Annotated in this window: 16 protein-coding genes; 7 read left to right on the forward strand and 9 right to left on the reverse strand. The window is 73.0% G+C overall.

Going from position 1 to position 18,718, the window contains the following annotated elements; all coding sequences use genetic code 11:
• Positions 1–27 precede the first annotated feature (27 nt).
• Positions 28–555: a hypothetical protein gene (locus tag ABUL08_RS16970; protein WP_350930885.1), complete on the reverse strand. Its 528-nt coding sequence runs from the start codon at positions 553–555 to the stop codon at positions 28–30.
• A gap of 428 nt (positions 556–983) precedes the next feature.
• Here ABUL08_RS16970 and ABUL08_RS16975 point away from each other — a divergent pair, with 428 nt between their 5' ends.
• On the forward strand, positions 984–1,919 hold the full coding sequence (locus tag ABUL08_RS16975) for an endonuclease/exonuclease/phosphatase family protein (RefSeq protein ID WP_350938676.1): 936 nt from the start codon (positions 984–986) through the stop codon (positions 1,917–1,919).
• Positions 1,920–1,962: 43 nt separating this feature from the next.
• Here the strand turns inward: ABUL08_RS16975 and cimA are convergent, their stop codons facing one another.
• Positions 1,963–3,543 carry a citramalate synthase gene (gene cimA / locus ABUL08_RS16980; RefSeq protein WP_350930886.1) on the reverse strand — a complete coding sequence of 527 codons (1,581 nt, stop codon included), beginning with the start codon at positions 3,541–3,543 and terminating at the stop codon, positions 1,963–1,965.
• 361 nt (positions 3,544–3,904) lie between these two features.
• Here cimA and ABUL08_RS16985 point away from each other — a divergent pair, with 361 nt between their 5' ends.
• The 4 genes from ABUL08_RS16985 to ABUL08_RS17000 all read left to right on the forward strand — a co-directional run bounded on the left by ABUL08_RS16985 (position 3,905) and on the right by ABUL08_RS17000 (position 6,431).
• Positions 3,905–4,465: a peroxiredoxin gene (locus ABUL08_RS16985; protein ID WP_242797529.1), complete on the forward strand. Its 561-nt coding sequence runs from the start codon at positions 3,905–3,907 to the stop codon at positions 4,463–4,465.
• A 1-nt stretch (position 4,466) separates the two neighbouring features.
• Positions 4,467–4,997 (forward strand): carboxymuconolactone decarboxylase family protein, encoded by a 531-nt coding sequence (locus tag ABUL08_RS16990; protein ID WP_350930887.1) that lies wholly within the window; start codon positions 4,467–4,469, stop codon positions 4,995–4,997.
• A gap of 196 nt (positions 4,998–5,193) precedes the next feature.
• Positions 5,194–5,613 carry a PRC-barrel domain containing protein gene (locus ABUL08_RS16995; RefSeq protein WP_350938678.1) on the forward strand — a complete coding sequence of 140 codons (420 nt, stop codon included), beginning with the start codon at positions 5,194–5,196 and terminating at the stop codon, positions 5,611–5,613.
• A gap of 77 nt (positions 5,614–5,690) precedes the next feature.
• On the forward strand, positions 5,691–6,431 hold the full coding sequence (locus tag ABUL08_RS17000) for a tyrosine-protein phosphatase (RefSeq protein ID WP_350930888.1): 741 nt from the start codon (positions 5,691–5,693) through the stop codon (positions 6,429–6,431).
• A gap of 51 nt (positions 6,432–6,482) precedes the next feature.
• Here ABUL08_RS17000 and ABUL08_RS17005 read toward each other — a convergent pair whose 3' ends face one another.
• The gene (locus ABUL08_RS17005; RefSeq protein ID WP_350930889.1) at positions 6,483–7,580 is read right to left on the reverse strand and encodes a branched-chain amino acid aminotransferase; all 1,098 of its coding nucleotides are present in this window, start codon (positions 7,578–7,580) and stop codon (positions 6,483–6,485) included.
• A gap of 154 nt (positions 7,581–7,734) precedes the next feature.
• Entirely contained in the window at positions 7,735–8,766 is a 1,032-nt protein-coding gene (locus ABUL08_RS17010; RefSeq protein ID WP_350930890.1) for a 3-isopropylmalate dehydrogenase, read from the reverse strand.
• 222 nt (positions 8,767–8,988) lie between these two features.
• Between ABUL08_RS17010 and ABUL08_RS17015 the strand changes: the two genes are divergently transcribed.
• Both ABUL08_RS17015 and ABUL08_RS17020 read left to right on the forward strand, forming a co-directional pair.
• On the forward strand, positions 8,989–9,864 hold the full coding sequence (locus tag ABUL08_RS17015; protein WP_350930891.1) for an FAD:protein FMN transferase: 876 nt from the start codon (positions 8,989–8,991) through the stop codon (positions 9,862–9,864).
• A 361-nt stretch (positions 9,865–10,225) separates the two neighbouring features.
• Positions 10,226–10,582 (forward strand): hypothetical protein, encoded by a 357-nt coding sequence (locus ABUL08_RS17020; protein ID WP_350930892.1) that lies wholly within the window; start codon positions 10,226–10,228, stop codon positions 10,580–10,582.
• 89 nt (positions 10,583–10,671) lie between these two features.
• On the opposite strand, the gene serA is transcribed toward ABUL08_RS17020, so the two are convergent.
• The 5 genes from serA to ABUL08_RS17045 form a co-directional block, all read right to left on the reverse strand.
• Positions 10,672–12,270, reverse strand: coding sequence for a phosphoglycerate dehydrogenase (gene serA, locus ABUL08_RS17025; protein WP_350930893.1), 1,599 nt, complete (start codon positions 12,268–12,270; stop codon positions 10,672–10,674).
• A gap of 265 nt (positions 12,271–12,535) precedes the next feature.
• Entirely contained in the window at positions 12,536–13,549 is a 1,014-nt protein-coding gene (gene ilvC, locus ABUL08_RS17030) for a ketol-acid reductoisomerase (RefSeq protein ID WP_350930894.1), read from the reverse strand.
• A gap of 94 nt (positions 13,550–13,643) precedes the next feature.
• A complete protein-coding gene (gene ilvN / locus ABUL08_RS17035; RefSeq protein ID WP_350930895.1) occupies positions 13,644–14,159 on the reverse strand; it encodes an acetolactate synthase small subunit in 516 nt (171 codons plus the stop codon).
• A complete protein-coding gene (locus ABUL08_RS17040) occupies positions 14,156–16,045 on the reverse strand; it encodes an acetolactate synthase large subunit (protein ID WP_350930896.1) in 1,890 nt (629 codons plus the stop codon). The genes ilvN and ABUL08_RS17040 overlap by 4 nt, the downstream gene beginning before the upstream one ends.
• 237 nt (positions 16,046–16,282) lie before the next feature.
• Positions 16,283–18,679, reverse strand: a complete 2,397-nt coding sequence (locus ABUL08_RS17045) for a putative bifunctional diguanylate cyclase/phosphodiesterase (protein ID WP_350938680.1) — start codon at positions 18,677–18,679, stop codon at positions 16,283–16,285.
• Between the last annotated feature and the right edge of the window lie 39 nt (positions 18,680–18,718).

An 18,718-nucleotide genomic window follows, 5' to 3' on the forward strand; every position in this document is an offset into this window, starting at 1 on the left:
CGGGGGCCGGCACGGTGTACGCGACGGTCAGTTCGCGACGATCAGGTGGAACGGCCGGTCCGCCGCGGAGCCACCCGAGCTGCGGGTCTGGATGAAGACGCCGTTCGGGGTCAGGTAGCGGGGCGCGACCGAGACCTCACCCCCCGGCGGGACGTTGGCCGGGTCGTTGGTGCCGATCGTCGCGGCGTGCGCCTTCAGGTGCACGTCGTAGTTGAGGATGACCTCGTACTGACCGGCGCCGCAGCAGGTGAAGCGCTGGGCCGAGACGACGTTGGGCGAGTGCTGGAGCAGCACCCCGTTGGCGCTGACCACGGCCCAGGCCACCGCGCCGGGCGCCGGCGCGGCGAGGGTGGTGGCCATCGCCGCCCGGGCCTGGCGGGCCGAGGCCGCCGTCACCGGGGGCTGGCCGCCGGGCTGCCGGACCGCCGGCTGGACGGCCTGGACGGGGGCCTTCGTCGCCGGCTGCGCGGCGGCGGCGATGCCTCCGCCGGCCAGGGTGAGAGTAAGGGCGCCGAGCGCTACCGCCGCCGCCTTACGACTGAGAAGTGTGGCCATGACAGGTCTCCCTCTTGTGACCGTGGTGAAACGGCCGACCCGCGTCGTCACGGGCCGGTTGATGCCGCACGAGAGCCGGGCGCGGGAGGAGCAGATCATCGGGGAATCTGCTTTGGACACGCACCCATTCGTTCACACATTGCCGTATCGCACCCGGCTTGAGCTGGGGTTACTACCCAGAGTCGCGACGCCCAGCCAGGTTGGAAGGTAGCACCGAAAAAAGTGGACGGTCAATACTCAACAACGGCTCGGCGACAGCTTTCCGCAATTAACCGAGAATTGCGAAACATGAGCCGTCGACCATTCGCATAATTGCCTCCCGGGCGCGACGGGGCACCGCCGCAGACGCTGCGGCCGGTACGGTGACCGCCGTGGAGACGCAGATCGCGGGGCGGCCGGCCGGCACCCGGGCCCGCACCGGCGCGACGGTGGCCTGCTGGCTGGTCGTCGCGCCCGGCGCGGCCTGGGCGGTCGTCCGACTGGCGGGGCTGGAACGGGGACCGCTCGTGCAGGCGGTCGCCTTCACCCCGTACGTCGCGGCCTGGACGCTGCTGCCGCTGATGCTGGCGGTCGCCCTGCGGCGCCGCCTGCCCGCGGTCGTCGCGGCCCTGACCGCGTTCGCGTTGATCGGCGTGGTGGTTCCCCGCGCCCTGGCGTCCGGCGGACCGGCGGGCACCGGGCCGGCGCTGCGCCTGCTCACCGCCAACCTGCTCAAGGGCCAGGCCGACCCGCGCACCCTCGTCGACCTGGTCCGCGCCCACCGGGTCGACGTGCTGACCGTGCAGGAGTTCACCCCGGGGATCGCGGCCGAGCTGGACCGGCTCGGGCTGGCCACCCTGCTGCCCTACCGTCGGCTCAACCCGGAGGTCGGCACCACCGGCTCCGGCCTCTACGCCCGGTTCCCGATCAGCGCGGCGGGGGTACGGCGCAACCAGGGGTTCGCGTTCACCCAGGCGTACGGCACGGTCGCGGTGCCGGGCGCGCCGCCGCTGCGGGTGGAGTCGGCGCACCCGGCCGCCCCGTACGCGCTCGACGTCGTGGACGAGTGGTGGACCGACCTGCGGGCGCAGCCGCACGCCACCCCCGATGGCCGGCTGAGCATCCTGGCCGGGGACTTCAACGCCACCCTCGACCACGCCCCGCTGCGCGACCTGATCCACACGGGATACGTGGACGCCGCCGACGCGGTCGGCGCCGGGCTCACCGGCACCTGGGGCCCGTACGACGGCGACCCGATCCCGCCGGTCACCATCGACCACGTCCTGACCGACCGCCGGATCGCCGTCCGCTCGGTCGAGGTGCACCCGGTCCCCGGCAGCGACCACCGCGCCGTCCTGGCCGACCTGCGCCTACCGCCCGGCTGATCCTCGCCACCTACGCCCGCCCCGGCGGGCAGGGGGCGGGGGCTCAGACGCGGGCGCGGTCCAGGCCGTAGGTGAGGGCGTCGACGAGGGCGTGCCAGGACGCCTCGACCACGTTGGGGTGGACGCCGACCGTCGTCCAGTCCCGACCGGCGCCGGCCGTCTCGACCAGTACCCGGGTGACCGCACCCGTGCCGTGGCTGCCCTCCAGGATGCGGACCTTGTAGTCGGCCAGCTCGAAGTCGCGCAGCTCGGGGTAGTGCCGGGTCAGCCCGACCCGCAGCGCCTCGTCGAGGGCGTTGACCGGGCCGTTCCCCTCGGCGGTGGCGATCACCCGCTCGCCGCGTACCCGGATCTTCACGGTGGCCTCGGAGACCACCGCGCCGTCCTCCCGGTGCTCGACGATCACCCGGTAGGACTCCAGCGCGAACGGCCGCACCGCCGCGCGCTCCGGCAGCTCGGCGCGGACCAGCAGCTCGAACGAGGCGTCGGCGGCCTCGAACGACCAGCCACCGGCCTCCAGTTCCTTGACCCGGTTGGTGACCCGGGACAGGGCCTCCGGATGGCCGGCCAGGTCCACGCCCAGCTCACGACTCTTGAGCTCGACGCTGGCCCGGCCGGCCATCTCGGTCACCAGGATCCGCATGTCGTTGCCCACCACCGACGGGTCCACGTGGTTGTAGAGCAACGGGTCGACCTTGATCGCGCTCGCGTGCAGCCCCGCCTTGTGGGCGAAGGCGGCGGCCCCGGCGTACGCCTGGTGGGTGTCGGGGGCGATGTTGGCGATCTCGGCGATGGCGTGCGAGACCCGCACCATCTGTTCCAGGCAGCCGTCCGGTAGGACGGGCAGCCCGAGCTTGAGCTGGAGGTTGGCGACGACGGCGAAGATGTCGGCGTTGCCGGGACGCTCGCCGTACCCGTTGGCGGTGCCCTGGACGTGCCGGACACCGGCCTCCACGGCGGCGATGGTGTTGGCCACCGCGCAGGCCGTGTCGTTCTGGCAGTGGATGCCGAGCACTTCGGGGGCGACGCCGGTCCGCGCGGTGACGTCGGCGATGGCGGCGGTGATCTGCGAGGGCAGCATGCCGCCGTTGGTGTCGCAGAGCACGAACCGCTCCGCGCCCGCGGCGAGCGCGGTCTCCACCACCGAGGCGGTGTACGCCGGGTCGTGCCGGTAGCCGTCGAAGAAGTGCTCGCCGTCGACGAAGACCCGGCGGCCCTCGGCGACCAGGTGCGCCACCGTGTCGTGGACCATCGCCAGGTTCTCCGCGCCGGTGGTGCGCAGCGCCCGCTCGACGTGCCGGATGTCGGCCTTGGCGACCAGGGCGACCGCCGGGGTCTGCGCGTCGAGCAGTCCGCGCACCTGCGGGTCGGCGGCGACGGCCACGCCGGCCTTGCGGGTGGCGCCGAAGGCGACCAGGATCGCGTGCCGCAGCCGAAGTTCGGTCCGCGCCCGGCGGAAGAACTCGGTGTCCTTGGGCACCGCGCCCGGCCAGCCGCCCTCGATGAAGCCGACGCCGAACTCGTCGAGCAGGCGCGCCACGGCGAGCTTGTCGACCACCGAGTAGGTGAGCCCCTCGCGCTGGGCACCGTCGCGCAGCGTCGTGTCGTACACCTGGAAGGTCATCTGGGTCCTCTTCTCGAACCTGCGGGGAGCTGCGGGGCAACAAAAAGACCCCCCGCGGGATGCGGGAGGTCTGCGCGCTCGGCGAGAGGGAAGGCCGGCGCGCTAGCTGCCAATAATCAGGACGGTGCTGGTCACGCTCAGCACTCTGCCACCCCGCCCCCGGTTTTGGGAGGCACAATCCACATGTCGGGACGGTGACGGAGCGTGGCCGCCGCCCGACCGGCTGACCAGACCCGGTGCTGGTGATCGACTTCACAAGTCGACCGACCGCCGACCGGCGGAAACCGCGCTGCGGAAGTATCTGGAACCGATCCAGTTAACGGCCCCCGCGCCGCTGACGAGCCGCTGTCAAGGAGGACCTGTGCTCACTGTCGGTGACCGCTTCCCCGAGTACGAACTCACCGCCTGCGTGTCGCTCGACGCCGACAAGGCGTTCGAGACGATCAACCACAAGTCCTACGAGGGCAAGTGGCGGGTGGTCTTCTTCTGGCCGAAGGACTTCACCTTCATCTGCCCGACGGAGATCGCCGAGTTCGGTCGGCTCAACGGCGAGTTCGCCGACCGGGACGCCCAGGTGCTGGGCGTGTCGGTGGACAACGAGTTCGTCCACTACGCGTGGCGCAAGGACCACCCGGACCTGCGCGACCTGCCCTTCCCGATGCTCAGCGACATCAAGCGCGAGCTGACCGCCGACTGCGGCGTGCTCGGCGAGGACGGCGTCGCCCAGCGGGCCACCTTCATCGTCGACCCGGACAACGAGATCCAGTTCGCCATGGTGACCGCCGGCTCCGTCGGCCGGAACGTCTCCGAGGTGCTGCGGGTGCTCGACGCGCTGCAGACCGACGAGCTGTGCCCGTGCAACTGGAACAAGGGCGGCCAGACCCTGGACGCCAACGCCCTGCTCGCCGGCGCCGGTGCCTGAGATGGGTCTGGACGCGGTCAAGGCCGCCCTCCCCGAGTACGCGAAGGACATCAAGCTCAACCTCGGCTCGACCGTCGCCACCTCGACGCTCAAGCCCGAGCAGGCCTGGGGCACCGCCCTGGCGTGCGCGGTCGCGGCCCGTAACCCGGTGGTGCTGAGGGAGATCGCCGCCGAGGCGGCCGGTCACCTCACCCCGGAGGCGGTCGAGGCGGCCAAGGGCGCCGCCACGATCATGGCGATGAACAACGTCTACTACCGGGCCAAGCACCTGATCGGCGACGAGCAGTACGCCACCATGCCGGCCCGGCTGCGGATGCAGATCATCGCCCGGCCGGGCGTGGACAAGGGCGACTTCGAGCTCTGGTGCCTCGCCGTCTCGGCGGTCACCGGCTGCGGGGTGTGCCTGGAGTCGCACGAGAAAACCCTGCGCGGCGCCGGCTTCACCCGGGAGCAGGTGCACGAGGGGCTGCGGATCGCCGCCGTCGTACACGCCGCCGCGGTGGCGCTCGACGCCGAGGCCGCGCTCGCCTGACCCGTACGACCCGCGGGGCCGGTGCCGGATCACGGCACCGGCCCCGCGGCGTTCCCAGGCGTGAAAGCCGACACCGTGGGTAGAAGTTGTGGCTGTCAACACGGAACGTCATCGCTGCGACGACTACGACAGTCGGGACAGGAGTCACCCCATGGACGGGCTGGACCCGCACAGCACGCACGGCAGCACCGACCCGATGCTCGACGACGGCCGCGGTGCGGTCGCCGGGGGCGCGCCGGCCGGCGCCTTCGACCCGTGGCGCTACCGGGACGAGGCCGGGGTCGCCAGCGCGGACCTCACCGGCTACAAGGTCGAGGCCACCGACGGCGGCATCGGCAGGATCGACAGCGCCAGCCACGACGTCGACGACAGCTACCTGGTGGTGGACACCGGCCCGTGGATCTTCGGCAAGAAGGTCATGCTGCCGGCCGGCACCGTCAGCCACGTCGACCACGACGAGCGCACGGTGTACGTCGACCGGGAGAAGGACCAGATCAAGGCCGCCCCGGAGTACGACGAGACGAGCCACGCCGACCCGGCCTACCGGGACCGGCTGGGCGGCTACTACGGCGAGACCTGGTCGTCGTTGCCGCCGGACGGCCCGACCCGGGTCTGAGCAGACCGCACCCGGTCCGGTCGACCGGGGCGCGACGGCCGGTGGAGTGCCGCTCCACCGGCCGTTACCGTGTCGGGGTGGACGCCACCGAAGAGACCCGACGGATCCCCTTCGCCAACCTGTTCAACTTCCGGGACGTGGGCGGCTACCCCGCCCGCGACGGCCGATCCGTCCGCTGGCGACGGCTCTACCGCTCCGACTCCCCGCACCGGATCGACGGGGCCGACCGGGAGGCGTTCGGCGCGCTCGGCGTGCGCACCGTCATCGACCTGCGCCGACCGTCCGAGGTGGAGCGCGACGGCCGGGTGCCCGCGTACGACGGGCTCACCTACCGCCACATCCACCCCGAACACCAGGACTGGGCGCAGATCCCGTACGACCCGGACCAGAGCCTGGCCCGCTACCTCGCCGACCGGTACGCCGCCCTCGCCGAGACCGGCACCGCCGGGCTGGCCGAGGCGGTCGGCCTGATCGCCGACAGCGCCAACGCGCCGGTCGTGGTGCACTGCGTCGCCGGCAAGGACCGCACCGGCATCGTCTGCGCGCTCACCCTCGCCGTGCTCGGCGTCGCCGACGAGGACATCGCCGCCGACTACGCCCTCAGCACCGAGGCGTCGGCGCGGTTCAGCGCCTGGGTGGCCGCCACCTTCCCGGAGGTCGAGGAGCCGCCGCCGCCCTTCCTCGCCTCCCCCGCCGAGGCGATGACGCTCTTCCTCGCCGAACTGCGTGCCGGGTACGGCTCGGCCGAGGACTACCTGCGCCACGCCGGCGTCACCGACGCGCAGCTCACCGCCCTCCGCGACCACCTGCTCGACTGACGCGGTCCGGCCGGCGCCGTCCTCGGACGGTACCGGCCGGGGCGGGACGGGTCAGAGGACCTGCTGGACCCAGCCGTGCGGGTCGGCGGCCCGGCCGCGCTGGATGTCGACCAGCTGCTGCCGCAGCGCCGTCGTCGACCGGCCCGGCTCGCCACCGCCGATGAGGAACTCGCCGTCGGGGAACCGCACCCGGCCGATCGGGGTGATCACGGCGGCGGTGCCGCAGGCGAAGACCTCGCGCAGCCGCCCGCTGGCCGCGTCGGCCTGCCAGTCGGCGAAGCTGATCGGCCGCTCCTCGACCCGGTGACCGGCCTCGGCGGCCAGGGCGAGGATCGCGTCGCGGGTGATGCCGGGCAGGATGGTGCCGGTCAGCGGCGGGGTGACCAGGGTGTTGTCGTCGTAGACGAAGAAGACGTTCATGCCGCCCAGCTCGTCGACGAAGCGGCGCTCCACGGCGTCCAGGAAGACCACCTGGTCGCAGCCCGCCTCGATCGCCTCGGCCTGGGCGGCGAGGGAGGCGGCGTAGTTGCCGCCGCACTTGGCCGCGCCGGTGCCGCCCGGTGCGGCCCGGGTGTAGTCCGGGGAGACCCAGACCGTCACCGGCTTGACCCCACCGGAGAAGTACGCCCCGGCGGGCGACGCGATCACGCAGTAGAGGTATTCGTTGGCCGGTCGGACGCCGAGGAAGACCTCACTGGCGAACATGAACGGGCGCAGGTAGAGGCTGGCGTCCGGGCCCTCGGGGATCCAGTCGCGGTCGATCTCGACCAGCCGGCGCAGCGACTCGACGAAGGTCTCCGCCGGCAGCTCCGGCATGGCCAGGCGCTGGGCGGAGGCGATGAACCGGGCGGCGTTGGCCTCCGGCCGGAACATGGTGACCGACCCGTCCTCGGTCCGGTACGCCTTCAGCCCCTCGAAGATCTCCTGCGCGTAGTGCAGCACCGCGCTGGCCGGGTCCATCGGGATCGGGGCGCGCGCCTCGACGCGGGCGTCGTACCAGCCCTTGCCCTCGGCGTAGCGGATGGTGACCATGTGGTCGGTGAAGACCCGACCGAACCCGGGATTGGCCAGCAGGGCGGCCCGATCGGCGGCGGATACCGGCGCGGGATTCGGACGGATCTCGAAATCGAGCTTGTCACCACCGCTCATCGCGCTGACCTCCCTGCGGGTTGCCGGTGCGCGGGGTCGCACACCGGATCTGGTGCCAGAAACTTACCCCGAACGGTCGTTCAGCGGATAGCTCCGCCCCGGCAGACAGATCACGCCGGATGGCGGTACGGACCGGGGTCGTCGGACCGGCCGGTCAGGCTACGGCGTACCCGGCGAGCCGGTCGCCGACCTCCTCGGTGCGCAGCGGCACGCCGGGGGTGCGCCCGGCCAGCTCGGCGGCGACGGCGGCGGTGACCCGGGCGGCGGCGTCGGCGTGCCCGAGCTGGTCGAGCAGGAGCGCGGCGGAGAGCACCGCGGCGACCGGGTCGGCGACGCCCTTACCGGCGATGTCCGGCGCGGAGCCGTGCACCGGCTCGAACATGGACGGGTAGCGCCCCTCGGGGTTGATGCAGCCACTGGCGGCCAGCCCGATGCCTCCGGTGACCGCGGCGGCGATGTCGGTGAGGATGTCGCCGAAGAGGTTGTCGGTGACCACCACGTCGTACCGCTGGGGCTGGGTGACCAGGAACATCGCGGCGGCGTCGACGTGCTGGTACTCCGTCGTCACGTCGGGGTGCTCGGCGGCGACCGCGTCGAAGGCGCGGGCCCACAGCGACCCGGCGTGGGTCAGCACGTTGGTCTTGTGCACCAGGGTGACCTTGCGCCGCTCGCGCCGCCGGGCCCGGGCGAACGCGTCCCGGATCACCCGCTCGACGCCGTGCCGGGTGTTCAGGCTCTCCTCGGTGGCGACCTCGGCCGGGGTGTCCCGGTGCAGCGAACCGCCGGCGCCGGCGTAGAGACCCTCGGTGCCCTCGCGGACCACCACCAGGTCCACCTCGCCCGGCTTCACGGTGGCCAGCGGACCGGTCACCCCGGGCCAGAGCCGGGACGGGCGGAGGTTGACGTACTGGTCGAAGGCGAACCGGAGCTTGAGCAGCAGTCCCCGCTCCAGCACGCCCGGCGGGACGGTCGGGTCGCCGACCGCGCCCAGCAGGATGGCGTCGTGCCCGGCCAGCTCGTCGAGGACGGAGTCGGGCAGCACCTCGCCGGTGCGGTGGTAACGGGCGGCGCCGAGGTCGTACTCCGTGGCCTCGGTCCCGGGGAGCACGGCGTCGAGGACCTTGCGGGCCTGCGCGACCACCTCGGGTCCGATACCGTCCCCGGCCACCACCGCGATCCGTGCCACCTGGCGCTCCTCACCTCGTCGTTCTGCGCAACGGTACGTTGCCGTCCCGCCTCCCGGTACGCGTCTTCCAACATCCGGGAAACCCGGATGCTCAGGAGGCTCCCAGGTGGCATTCATGGTGCGGTCATCTCCGCTGCCTAGGGTCGGGGGTGAACGGGTCACGGGGGCCCGTGACGGTCTTCGCCGCGGTGCTGCGGCACCGTCAGCGAAGGAGCAGGTGTGATGCGGATCGACGAGCAGCCACGGGCCAGGTGGACCGACGAGCAGCCACGGACCCGCTGGGTCGACCAGGCGGCCTTCCGCGGCGGCCGTCCCGACCTGCGGCTCGGCACCCGCAGCCACCGGGTGGACCGGGCCGGTGCGGCCAGCGGCGACCGGATCAGCGTCCAGCACACCGTCCGCACCTCGACGGCGGAATACTCGCTGCTGCTCAACGCGCCCGAGTGGTTCGGCCGGCGGGGCGTCGGGGACGCGCTGCGGGACGCCGTCGCCGAGCTGCGCGCCGTCGACCTCACCTACGGACCGACCCGCCCCGACAGCCTCGTCTCCCGGTTGCGGCGCGGGGAGATCGCCCCCGAGTCGTACCCTCCGCTGGCCGACCTGGTGGACCGCTGCGCGGCCATGCGGGCCGCCACCGACGGCTGGTTCGACGCCTGGGCGGTGCCCGGCGGCTTCGACCCCGGCGGCCTGCTCGGCGGCTGGGCGGTGGAGCGGGCCGCGGCCCGGTTGCGCGCCGCCGGCATCCACGACTACGCCGTGCTCAGCGGCGCCGACCTCACCGTACGCGGACACGCCGCGCACGGCGGCCCGTGGCGGGTCGCGGTGCACCACCCGACGGAGGCGCACCGCCCGCCGCTGGTGCTGGAGATGACGGCGGGCGCGGTGGGCACCTCCGGCGTGACCGGGCGGCAGGGACACGTGGTGGACCCGCACACGGGCGAACCGGCCGAGCAGCTCGTCGCCGCCACCGTGGTCGGTCCGGACCTGGCCGTCGCCGACGCCTACGCCACCGCCCTGTACGCCGCCGGACCGGCCGGACTGGCCTGGTTCCGCACCGGCTCCGACTATCGCGCGCTCTTCGCCCACCGGCGGCGCTGACCGCACCGACCCGGATCCCGGCGGCCGGGTTCGCATCACGGCCGCCCGGGCGGCGGGGCGGGATCGCCGCGATCGGCCCCCACGGTCTCGGCAACGACCGTGGGGGCCGGTCAGCGACGAGTGCGCGTGGCTCGCGCAATCGAGGGGTGCGGGCCGGCCGGCAGGGCGTCCGACCTCGTCACCCGAAGACGGGCCGACGCCAGGACTCAGCCAGTGACCGCACCGGTACGCTAGCGAATCGACGCAACTCGACGCAAGAGTCTCCACAGCGGACCGTCACGACCACTCCGCTGCCGTTGCGTCACCGCCGCGCGGCGGGGCAGGGGTGACGCGGAGCAGCCGGGATGGCACGCTGTCCGCCGTGAGTTTCGATCTGAGCGTGTGGGCCCTGCCGAACGGGGCCACGCCCGCGGAGGTGCGGGCAGCGGTGCAACGGTGCCGCCAGGGGTGGCACGGCGAGCGCTATCCCGACCCCCGGGTGGTCGCCTTCTATCGGGCGATCACCGCCGCCTATCCCGACCGGCCGGGCGGACCGGACTCCCCGTGGGAGGTGACGCCGCTGCACGCGGCCGGCGACCACGTCGAGATGAACCTCTTCCCCACCTGCGAGGACCAGGTCCTGCTGGACATCGAGCGGCTGGCCGGCGAGCACGACCTGATGCTCTTCGACGCCCAGGACGGCTCGGTCTACCCGCCGCCCGCCCGCGTCAGCCCCTGAACCCGCGCGCCACGGCGCGGAGCAGCCGCAGCCCCACGACGACCAGGGGCCCAGCCGAACGGCCGGGCCCCTGACGTGTCCTGAAGGGACTACTCGTCGCGCAGGTCGGCCGCGCTGGCCGCCACGGCGCCGATCGAGTCGGCCGCCGAGGTGAGCAGGTCGGCGCCGAGCGCCTGGTCGACGGTGAGGGTCATCAGCGTCTCGCCGCCGGCCTCCCGACGGGCCACCTGCATGGCGGCGATGTTGATGCCGGCCTCGCCGAGCAGGGTGCCGACGGTGCCGACCACGCCCGGGCGGTCGGCGTACCGCAGGAAGAGCAGGATGCCCTCCGCGCCGATCTCCACGTCGAAGCCGTCCACCTCGGTCAGCTTGATGATGTCCCGGGTGCCGGCGTGGGTGACCGTGCCGGAGACGCTCACCGTACGCCCGTCCGGGAGGGCGCCACGGACCGTCACCAGGTTGGGGTGGTCGACCGTCTCGCCCTGCGTCGACAGGGTCACCTCGACGCCCCGCTCGGCGGCGAGGTGCGGCGCGTTGACGTAGGTGACCTGCTCCTCGACCACCGAGCTGAAGAGGCCCTTGGTGGCGGCGAGCTTGAGCACCGAGACGTCGTGGTTGACGATCTCGCCGCGCACCTCGACGGTGACGTTGGCGGCGACCCCGCCGGCGACCGCGGTGAAGGCCCGGCCCAGCTTCTCGGCCAGCGGCAGCAGCGGGCGGACGTCCTCGGCGACGACGCCGCCGGCCTGCACGTTGACCGCGTCCGGCACGAACTCGCCCTGCAGCGCCAGCTTGACGCTCTTGGCCACGGCCAGACCGGCCTTGTCCTGCGCCTCGTTGGTGGAGGCGCCCAGGTGCGGGGTGGCCACCACGTTGTCGAAGGCGAACAGCGGCGAGGAGGTGCAGGGCTCCTTGGCGTAGACGTCGACGCCGGCGCCGGCGACCCGACCCTCGGCGATCGCGTCGGCCAGGGCCTGCTCGTCGACCAGGCCACCGCGGGCGGCGTTGACGATCCGCACGCCCGGCTTGACGATCGCCAGCTCCTTCTCGCCGATCAGGCCGACCGTCTCCGGGGTCTTCGGCAGGTGGATGGAGATGAAGTCGGCCTCCCGCAGCAGCTCCTCCAGCCCGACCAGGCGAACCCCGAGCTGCGCGGCGCGGGCCGGCTGGATGTACGGGTCGTACGCGATCAGCCGGGTGCCGAACGCGGCGATCCGCTGGGCGAAGAGCACGCCGATGCGGCCGAGGCCCACCACGCCGACGGTCTTGCCCTGCAGCTCGACGCCGGTGTACTTGGACCGCTTCCACTCCCCCGCCTTGAGCGCGGCGCTGGCGGCTGCGGTGTTCCGCGCGACGGCGAGCAGCAGCGCGACGGCCTGCTCGGCGGCGGAGACGATGTTGGAGGTGGGGGCGTTGACGACCATGACGCCCCGCGCGGTGGCGGCCGGCACCTCGACGTTGTCCAGGCCGACACCGGCCCGGGCGACCACCTTCAGTCGCGGCGCGGCGGCGATCGCCTCGGCGTCGATCTGCGTGGCGCTGCGCACGATGACCGCGTCGGCCTCGGAGAGCGCGGAGAGCAGGGCCGGGCGGTCGGTGCCGTCGACGTGGCGGACGTCGAAGTCGTGCGCGAGCACCTCGATGGCGGCGGGAGCGAGTTCTTCGGCGATCAGTACGACAGGAGTCATCGGTCCTCGTAGATGTCGTCAGAGCGGTCGGCTGCGGCGGTGGACGCCGCGCTGCGCCCTGCGGTGAGCCGTGCCATGGCCGTCAGGTGCCGGCTACGCACCTACCAGGGATCGTAGGTCGTGGGCCGGCCGGCGTGTCCGGGACGAGGGGGTGAGCGCCCTCACAAACCCGACATGTCCCGGGGCTGAACAGGGAGGGAACGCGCGACGGTGACGCGCCCGACGCCGGGGAGAGCGTCGGACGCGTCACCATGCCGCAGCAGCGTCAGGCCGTCTCGGTGATCGGACGGTCGACCCAGCTCATCATCGAACGCAGCTTCTGGCCGGTCTCCTCGATCGGGTGCGCCGCACCCTCGGCCCGCCACTTGGCGAAGTTCGGCCGGCCGGCCTCGTCCTCGGCGACCCACTCGCGGGCGAACTCGCCGGACTGGATCTCGCCGAGGATCTTGCGCATCTCCTCCTTGACCCGCGAGTCGATGACCCGGGGGCCGCGGGACAGGTCGCCGTACTCGGCGGTGTCGGAGACGCTGTAGCGCATCCGGGCGATGCCGCCCTCGTACATCAGGTCGACGATGAGCTTCAGCTCGTGCAGGCACTCGAAGTAGGCCACCTCGGGGGCGTAGCCGGCCTCGGTGAGCACCTCGAAACCGGTCTGCACCAGCGCCGCCGCACCACCGCAGAGCACCGCCTGCTCGCCGAAGAGGTCGGTCTCGGTCTCCTCGGTGAAGGTGGTGCGGATCGCGCCGGCCCGGGTGCCGCCGATCGCCTTCGCGTACGACAGGGCCAGGGCGAACGCGCCGCCGGTGGCGTCCTGCTCGACGGCGACCAGGCAGGGCACGCCCTTGCCGTCGACGTACTGGCGGCGGACCAGGTGGCCGGGGCCCTTCGGGGCGACCATCGCCACGTCCACGTCGGCCGGGGGCTGGATCAGGTCGTACCGGATGTTGAAGCCGTGGCCGAAGAAGAGCGCCTTGCCGGGGGCCAGGTTCGGGGCGATCGCGTCGGCGTAGAGCGTCCGCTGCGCGGTGTCCGGCGCCAGGATCATGATGACTTCGGCCTCGGCCGCCGCCTCGGCCGGCGAGAGCACGCGCAGGCCCTGCTCCTCGGCCTTGGGCCGGCTCTTGGACCCGGTCGGCAGGCCGATCACCACGTCGACGCCGGAGTCGCGCAGCGACAGCGCGTGGGCGTGGCCCTGGCTGCCGTACCCGATCACGGCGACCTTGCGGCCCTGGATCAGGCCCAGGTCGGCGTCGTCGTCGTAGTACACCTCAACGCTCATTGACTTCCCTTTCGTACGGCGGTCCGAGCGGCCCGTCGTGGACTTGTGCGTGTGCTTCCCGGCGGCGCGGCGGCGTCGGCGCGATGGGGTGGGTTCAGGCGGCGCGGAGCGACGGTCCGGCGGTGATGGACCGCGAGCCGCGCCCGATCGCCACCGTGCCGGACTGGACCATCTCCTTGATGCCGAAGGGCTCGAGGTCGCGCAGCAGCGCGTCGAGCTTGTCGGGGGTGCCGGTGGCCTCGACGGTCAGGGTGTCCGGCGCGACGTCGACCACCCGGGCGCGGAACAGGCCGACCGTCTCCAGCACCTGCGCACGGGCCGTGCGGTCCGCGCGGACCTTGACCAGCAGCAGCTCCCGGGCCACCGAGACCTGCGGGTCCAGCTCCACGATCTTGAGTACGTTGACCAGCTTGTTGAGCTGCTTGGTGACCTGCTCCAGCGGCGAGGACTCGGCGTTGACCACGATGGTGATCCGGGAGACGTCCGGGTTCTCGGTCTCGCCGACGGCGAGGCTGTCGATGTTGAAGCCGCGCCGGGAGAAGAGCCCGGAGACCCGGGCCAGCACGCCCGGCTTGTTCTCCACCAGGACGCTGAGGGTGTGCAGGGTCATGAGAGGTCGTCCTCGTCGAAGGCGGGGCGGACGCCCCGGGCGAACATGATCTCGTCGTTGCTGGTCCCGGCGGCGACCATCGGCCAGACCATCGCGTCCTTACCGACGGTGAAGTCGATCACGACCGGGGCGTCGTTGATCGCCATCGCGGCCTCGATGGTCTTGTCGACGTCGGCCGCGTTCTCGCAGCGCAGGCCGACGCAGCCGAGCGCCTCGGCGAGCTTGACGAAGTCCGGGATGCGGTGCTTGTGGGTGCCCAGCTCGGTGTTGGAGTAGCGCTCGTTGTAGAAGAGCGTCTGCCACTGCCGGACCATGCCGAGGTTGCCGTTGTTGATCACTGCGATCTTGACCGGGATGCCCTCCAGCGCGCAGGTGGCCAGCTCCTGGTTGGTCATCTGGAAGCAGCCGTCGCCGTCCACCGCCCAGACCACCGTGTCGGGCTTGCCGACCTTGGCCCCCATCGCCGCCGGCACCGCGTAGCCCATGGTGCCGAGGCCGCCGGAGTTCAACCAGGTGTACGGCTTCTCGTACGAGATGAACTGGCTGGCCCACATCTGGTGCTGGCCCACCCCGGCCACGAAGATCGTGTCCGGTCCGGCGATCTCGCCCAGCCGCTTGATCACGTACTGCGGGGAGAGGGTGCCGTCGGCCGGCTCCTCGTAGCCCAGCGGGTAGCGGTCGCGCAGGTCGTCGAGCTGGGTCCACCAGTCGTCGAGGTCGGCCGACGGGTGGGCGGCCCGCTCGGTGGTGACCGCCGCGATCAGCTCGTCGATGACGTGCCGGGCGTCGCCGACGATCGGCACGTCCGCGTGGCGGTTCTTGCCGATCTCCGCGGGGTCGATGTCGGCGTGCACCACCGTGGCGTCCGGCGCGAACGAGTCGAGCCGGCCGGTGACCCGGTCGTCGAAGCGGGCGCCGAGCGCCACGATCAGGTCGGCCTTCTGCAGGCCGTAGACGGCGGCCACGGTGCCGTGCATGCCGGGCATGCCGAGGTGCTGGCGGTGCGAGTCGGGGAACGCCCCAAGCGCCATCAGCGTGGTGACCACCGGGATGCCGGTCAGCTCGGCCAGCCGGCGCAGCGCGTCGGTGGCGCCGGCCTTGAGCACGCCACCGCCGACGTAGAGCACCGGGCGGCGGGCGCTGGTCATCAGCCGGGCCGCCTCCCGGATCTGCTTGCCGTGCGGGTGCAGGGTCGGCCGGTAGCCGGGCAGGTCGAGGGTGGGCGGCCAGGAGAAGGTGGTCTGCGCCTGGAGGACGTCCTTGGGGATGTCCACCAGCACCGGGCCGGGCCGGCCGGTCGAGGCCAGGTGGAACGCCTCGGCGAGGACCTGCGGGATCTCCTCGGCGGTCTGCACCAGGAAGTTGTGCTTGGTGATCGGCAGGGTGATGCCCTGGATGTCCGCCTCCTGGAAGGCGTCCGTGCCGATCGAGGGGCGCGCCACCTGCCCGGTGATCGCCACCATCGGCACCGAGTCCATGTACGCGTCGGCGATCGGCGTGACCAGGTTGGTCGCGCCCGGGCCGGAGGTGGCGATGCAGACGCCGACCTTGCCGGTGGCCTGCGCGTAGCCGGTGGCCGCGTGCCCGGCGCCCTGCTCGTGCCGGACCAGGATGTGCCGGACGGTGGAGTCGTAGAGCGGGTCGTACGCCGGCAGGATCGCGCCGCCCGGGATGCCGAAGACGACGTCGACGCCGAGCGCCTCGAGCGACCGCACCAGCGAGCCGGCGCCGGAGAGCTGCGCCGGGGCGGAAGCCCGTACCGCCGGGGCGGCCGGGACGGCGCCGCCGCGCGGAGCGGGAGCGTGGTCGGTGTCACCCGCCGGCTCGGTGGCCGGGCGGGATCGCCGGACGGAGTGGGCGAGGGTCTCTGGCGTGGGTCTCGTCATGGCGGTTCAGGCCTTCGGCTGGAGTGGGTGAGGCTCGTTCAGGAAGTGCAACGCGGGCGGGGCCCGCCCCGACGGGGTCCGACGGCAACAAAAACGGCCCACGTGCAGTTGCACGGGGCCAGCGCACTCTCACGAGGGGAGAGTGCGCTCAGGTAAGTACTCGCAGCGACCGGTTCGACGACATGGGCCAAGCCTGACGCATCTCACGCGATGAGTCAACTGATCCCACATGTTGGTTCACGAACGTGGGCGTGTCGGGTCGACGGCCTCGTCCGCGGCGGCCTCCACCTGCGCGGATTCCTCCGTCGAGAGGCGCGGGGCGGGCACCGGCGGGACCGGAGCGGGTGGATGGGTCCGCAGCCGCGGCAGGAGCGGCGACGGGGTCGGCCGAACCGGGGCGGGCGGCGGGGGCGGCGGCGGCACCGCCGGACGGGCACCCGGTGAGGTCGCCGCCTCCAGCATCGCCTCCAGGTGCTCGGCCGGCACCCCCCACCCGAAGAGCGCACCCTGCCCGAAGCGGCAGCCGGCGGCGACCACCGCGGCCAGTTCGGTCGGCGTGGTCACCCCCTCGGCGATCACCTCCAGACCGAGCTGGTGGCCGAGCCGCATGACGATGTCGACCATCGGGGCGAAGGCCGGGCCGTCCTGCCCCACCGGCCGGACCGGCTCGTGCTCGGCGACCAGACTGTGGTCGATCTTGAGGATGTCGATCGGCAGGCGGCGCAGCTGCCCCAGCGACGAGTAGCCCGCGCCGAAGTCGTCCAGCGCGATCCGCACCCCGGTCAGCCGCAGCGCGGTCAGCCGGCGGATCAGCTCGTCCAGGTCGGTGGCGACCGCGTGCTCGGTGACCTCCAGCACCAGCCGCTGCGGCGGCACGTGGTGTGCGCGCAGCGCCTCGGCGACCTGGACGACGTATTCGGGGGCGTGCAGCTCGCGCGGGGAGACGTTCACCGACACCCAGACGTCGTGGCCGTCGGCGAGCCACCGGGAGAGCTGGTAGCAGGCCTGGTGCAGCACCCAGGCGCCGAGCGGGGCGATCATTCCGCACTCCTCGGCGAGCGGGATGAACTCGTCCGGGCGGACGTTGCCCAGCTCCGGGTGGTGCCAGCGCAGCAGCGCCTCCGCGCCGACCGGGCGTACCGAGGGCAGCGACGCCACCGGCTGGAAGGCCAGTCGCAGCTCGTCCCGGTCGATCGCGCCCCGCAGCTCGTGCTCCAGCCGGGTCCGCCGGCGCAGCAACTGGTCGTAGGTGGCGTCGTACCGCTCGATCCGGTTCTTGCCGCGCTGCTTGGCGTAGCGCAGCGCCAGGTCGGCGTTGCGCAGCAGCAGCTCCACGTCCTCCTGGCCGGAGCGGCCCGCCACGCCGATGCTGACGGAGAGGAAGACCGGTCCGTCCGGCTCCTCGTACGGGCGCCCGAGGACCCCGAGCAGCCGCTCGGCGACCGTGTCCGCGTCGGCCGGCCGGCCGTGCATCAGCACCGCGAACTCGTCGCCGCCGAGCCGGGCGGCCAGGTCGCCGGGGCGCAGGTTGCTCCGCAGCCGCAGGCCCACCTCGGCCAGCACCGCGTCACCGACGTCGTGTCCGCGCATGTCGTTGACGTTCTTGAAGCCGTCCAGGTCGAGCCCGAGCAGCACGCACGGCACGTCCGCCTCGGCGCAGCGTTGCAGGGCGCGCAGCAGTCCGCGCCGGTTGGCCAGCCCGGTCAGCGGGTCGGTGTGCGCCAGCTCGCGGAAGTGCGCCTCCCGCTCGGCCAGCCGGCTGGCATAGCCGCGTACGTCGTTGAGGGTCAGGTACTGCCGGGCCACCAGGGCGAACCCCTCGACGCTGCCGGCGACGATGCCGTACGCGTCGAACCGGCCGCCCTGGAAGAGGTGGTAGAGGGCCGAGGCGGCCATCGCGGCCATCGGCACGAAGGCGTACTCGCCGTCGCGCCGGATCAGGTCGACGTCGACCGGGCCGAGCGGGTCGACCCGGTGCACGGCCAGCGCGACGGCCAGCAGCCCGGCGGCCAGCACGGTGGCGCCGGTCAGCGCCAGCCCGGCCCCGGCCTGGCAGAGCCCGGCGGAGAGGCCGAGCCCGCCGCAGGTGGTCGCGGTGATGCCGAGCCCGAGCAGGGTCACCCGGCCCCGGGGGCAGGCGGCCCGCACCACCACGATCAGGGCCAGCCCGGCGGCGAGCGCCGCGCTCACCGTCGCCAGCAGGATGGGTACGCAGGCCACCGGCGTGGCCGCGCCGAGCAGCCGGGTCGGCTCCGAGAAGACCACCCAGCCGACGAACCAGAGCGCGCTCGCGATGATCAGGGCGTCGAAGAGCAGCCGGGCGGTGGCGGACGCGGTCACGGCGGCGCCGGGCAACCGGAGCACGGCCGCGCCGAGGGCCACCCCGCCGAGCGCCGTGCCGACCGAGACCAGAGCCGCCCAGCCCATCCGCTGCCCCTGGTGCTGGGCCCAGTGCCCGGTGTCGAACACCGTCACGGCGGCCCCGACGAGAAGGCTGAGCAGGGTGATCCCGGCACCCGCGGCGAGCAGCGCGTGGGCCTGCCGGTGCGGCCCGCTGCGCCGCCGGGCGGACGCGACCAGCAGTGCGGTGGCGCCGGCGGCGGCGAACGCGCTCAGCAGCGCGGTGGCGACCATGCCCGGGGGGAAGTGCACGCCCTCAACTGTGCCGGATGC

The organism is Micromonospora sp. CCTCC AA 2012012, assembly GCF_040499845.1.
In the GTDB taxonomy this organism is placed as follows: domain Bacteria; phylum Actinomycetota; class Actinomycetes; order Mycobacteriales; family Micromonosporaceae; genus Micromonospora; species Micromonospora mangrovi.

Coding starts and splice junctions, on each gene's coding strand:
- ABUL08_RS16970 (WP_350930885.1), bottom strand. CDS start 555: ATGGCCACACTTCTCAGTCGTAAGGCGGCGGCGGTAGCGCTCGGCGCC.
- cimA (WP_350930886.1), bottom strand. CDS start 3,543: ATGACCTTCCAGGTGTACGACACGACGCTGCGCGACGGTGCCCAGCGC.
- ABUL08_RS16990 (WP_350930887.1), top strand. CDS start 4,467: ATGGGTCTGGACGCGGTCAAGGCCGCCCTCCCCGAGTACGCGAAGGAC.
- ABUL08_RS16995 (WP_350938678.1), top strand. CDS start 5,194: ATGCTCGACGACGGCCGCGGTGCGGTCGCCGGGGGCGCGCCGGCCGGC.
- ABUL08_RS17005 (WP_350930889.1), bottom strand. CDS start 7,580: ATGAGCGGTGGTGACAAGCTCGATTTCGAGATCCGTCCGAATCCCGCG.
- ABUL08_RS17015 (WP_350930891.1), top strand. CDS start 8,989: ATGCGGATCGACGAGCAGCCACGGGCCAGGTGGACCGACGAGCAGCCA.
- serA (WP_350930893.1), bottom strand. CDS start 12,270: ATGACTCCTGTCGTACTGATCGCCGAAGAACTCGCTCCCGCCGCCATC.
- ilvC (WP_350930894.1), bottom strand. CDS start 13,549: ATGAGCGTTGAGGTGTACTACGACGACGACGCCGACCTGGGCCTGATC.
- ilvN (WP_350930895.1), bottom strand. CDS start 14,159: ATGACCCTGCACACCCTCAGCGTCCTGGTGGAGAACAAGCCGGGCGTG.
- ABUL08_RS17040 (WP_350930896.1), bottom strand. CDS start 16,045: ATGACGAGACCCACGCCAGAGACCCTCGCCCACTCCGTCCGGCGATCC.
- ABUL08_RS17045 (WP_350938680.1), bottom strand. CDS start 18,679: ATGGTCGCCACCGCGCTGCTGAGCGCGTTCGCCGCCGCCGGCGCCACC.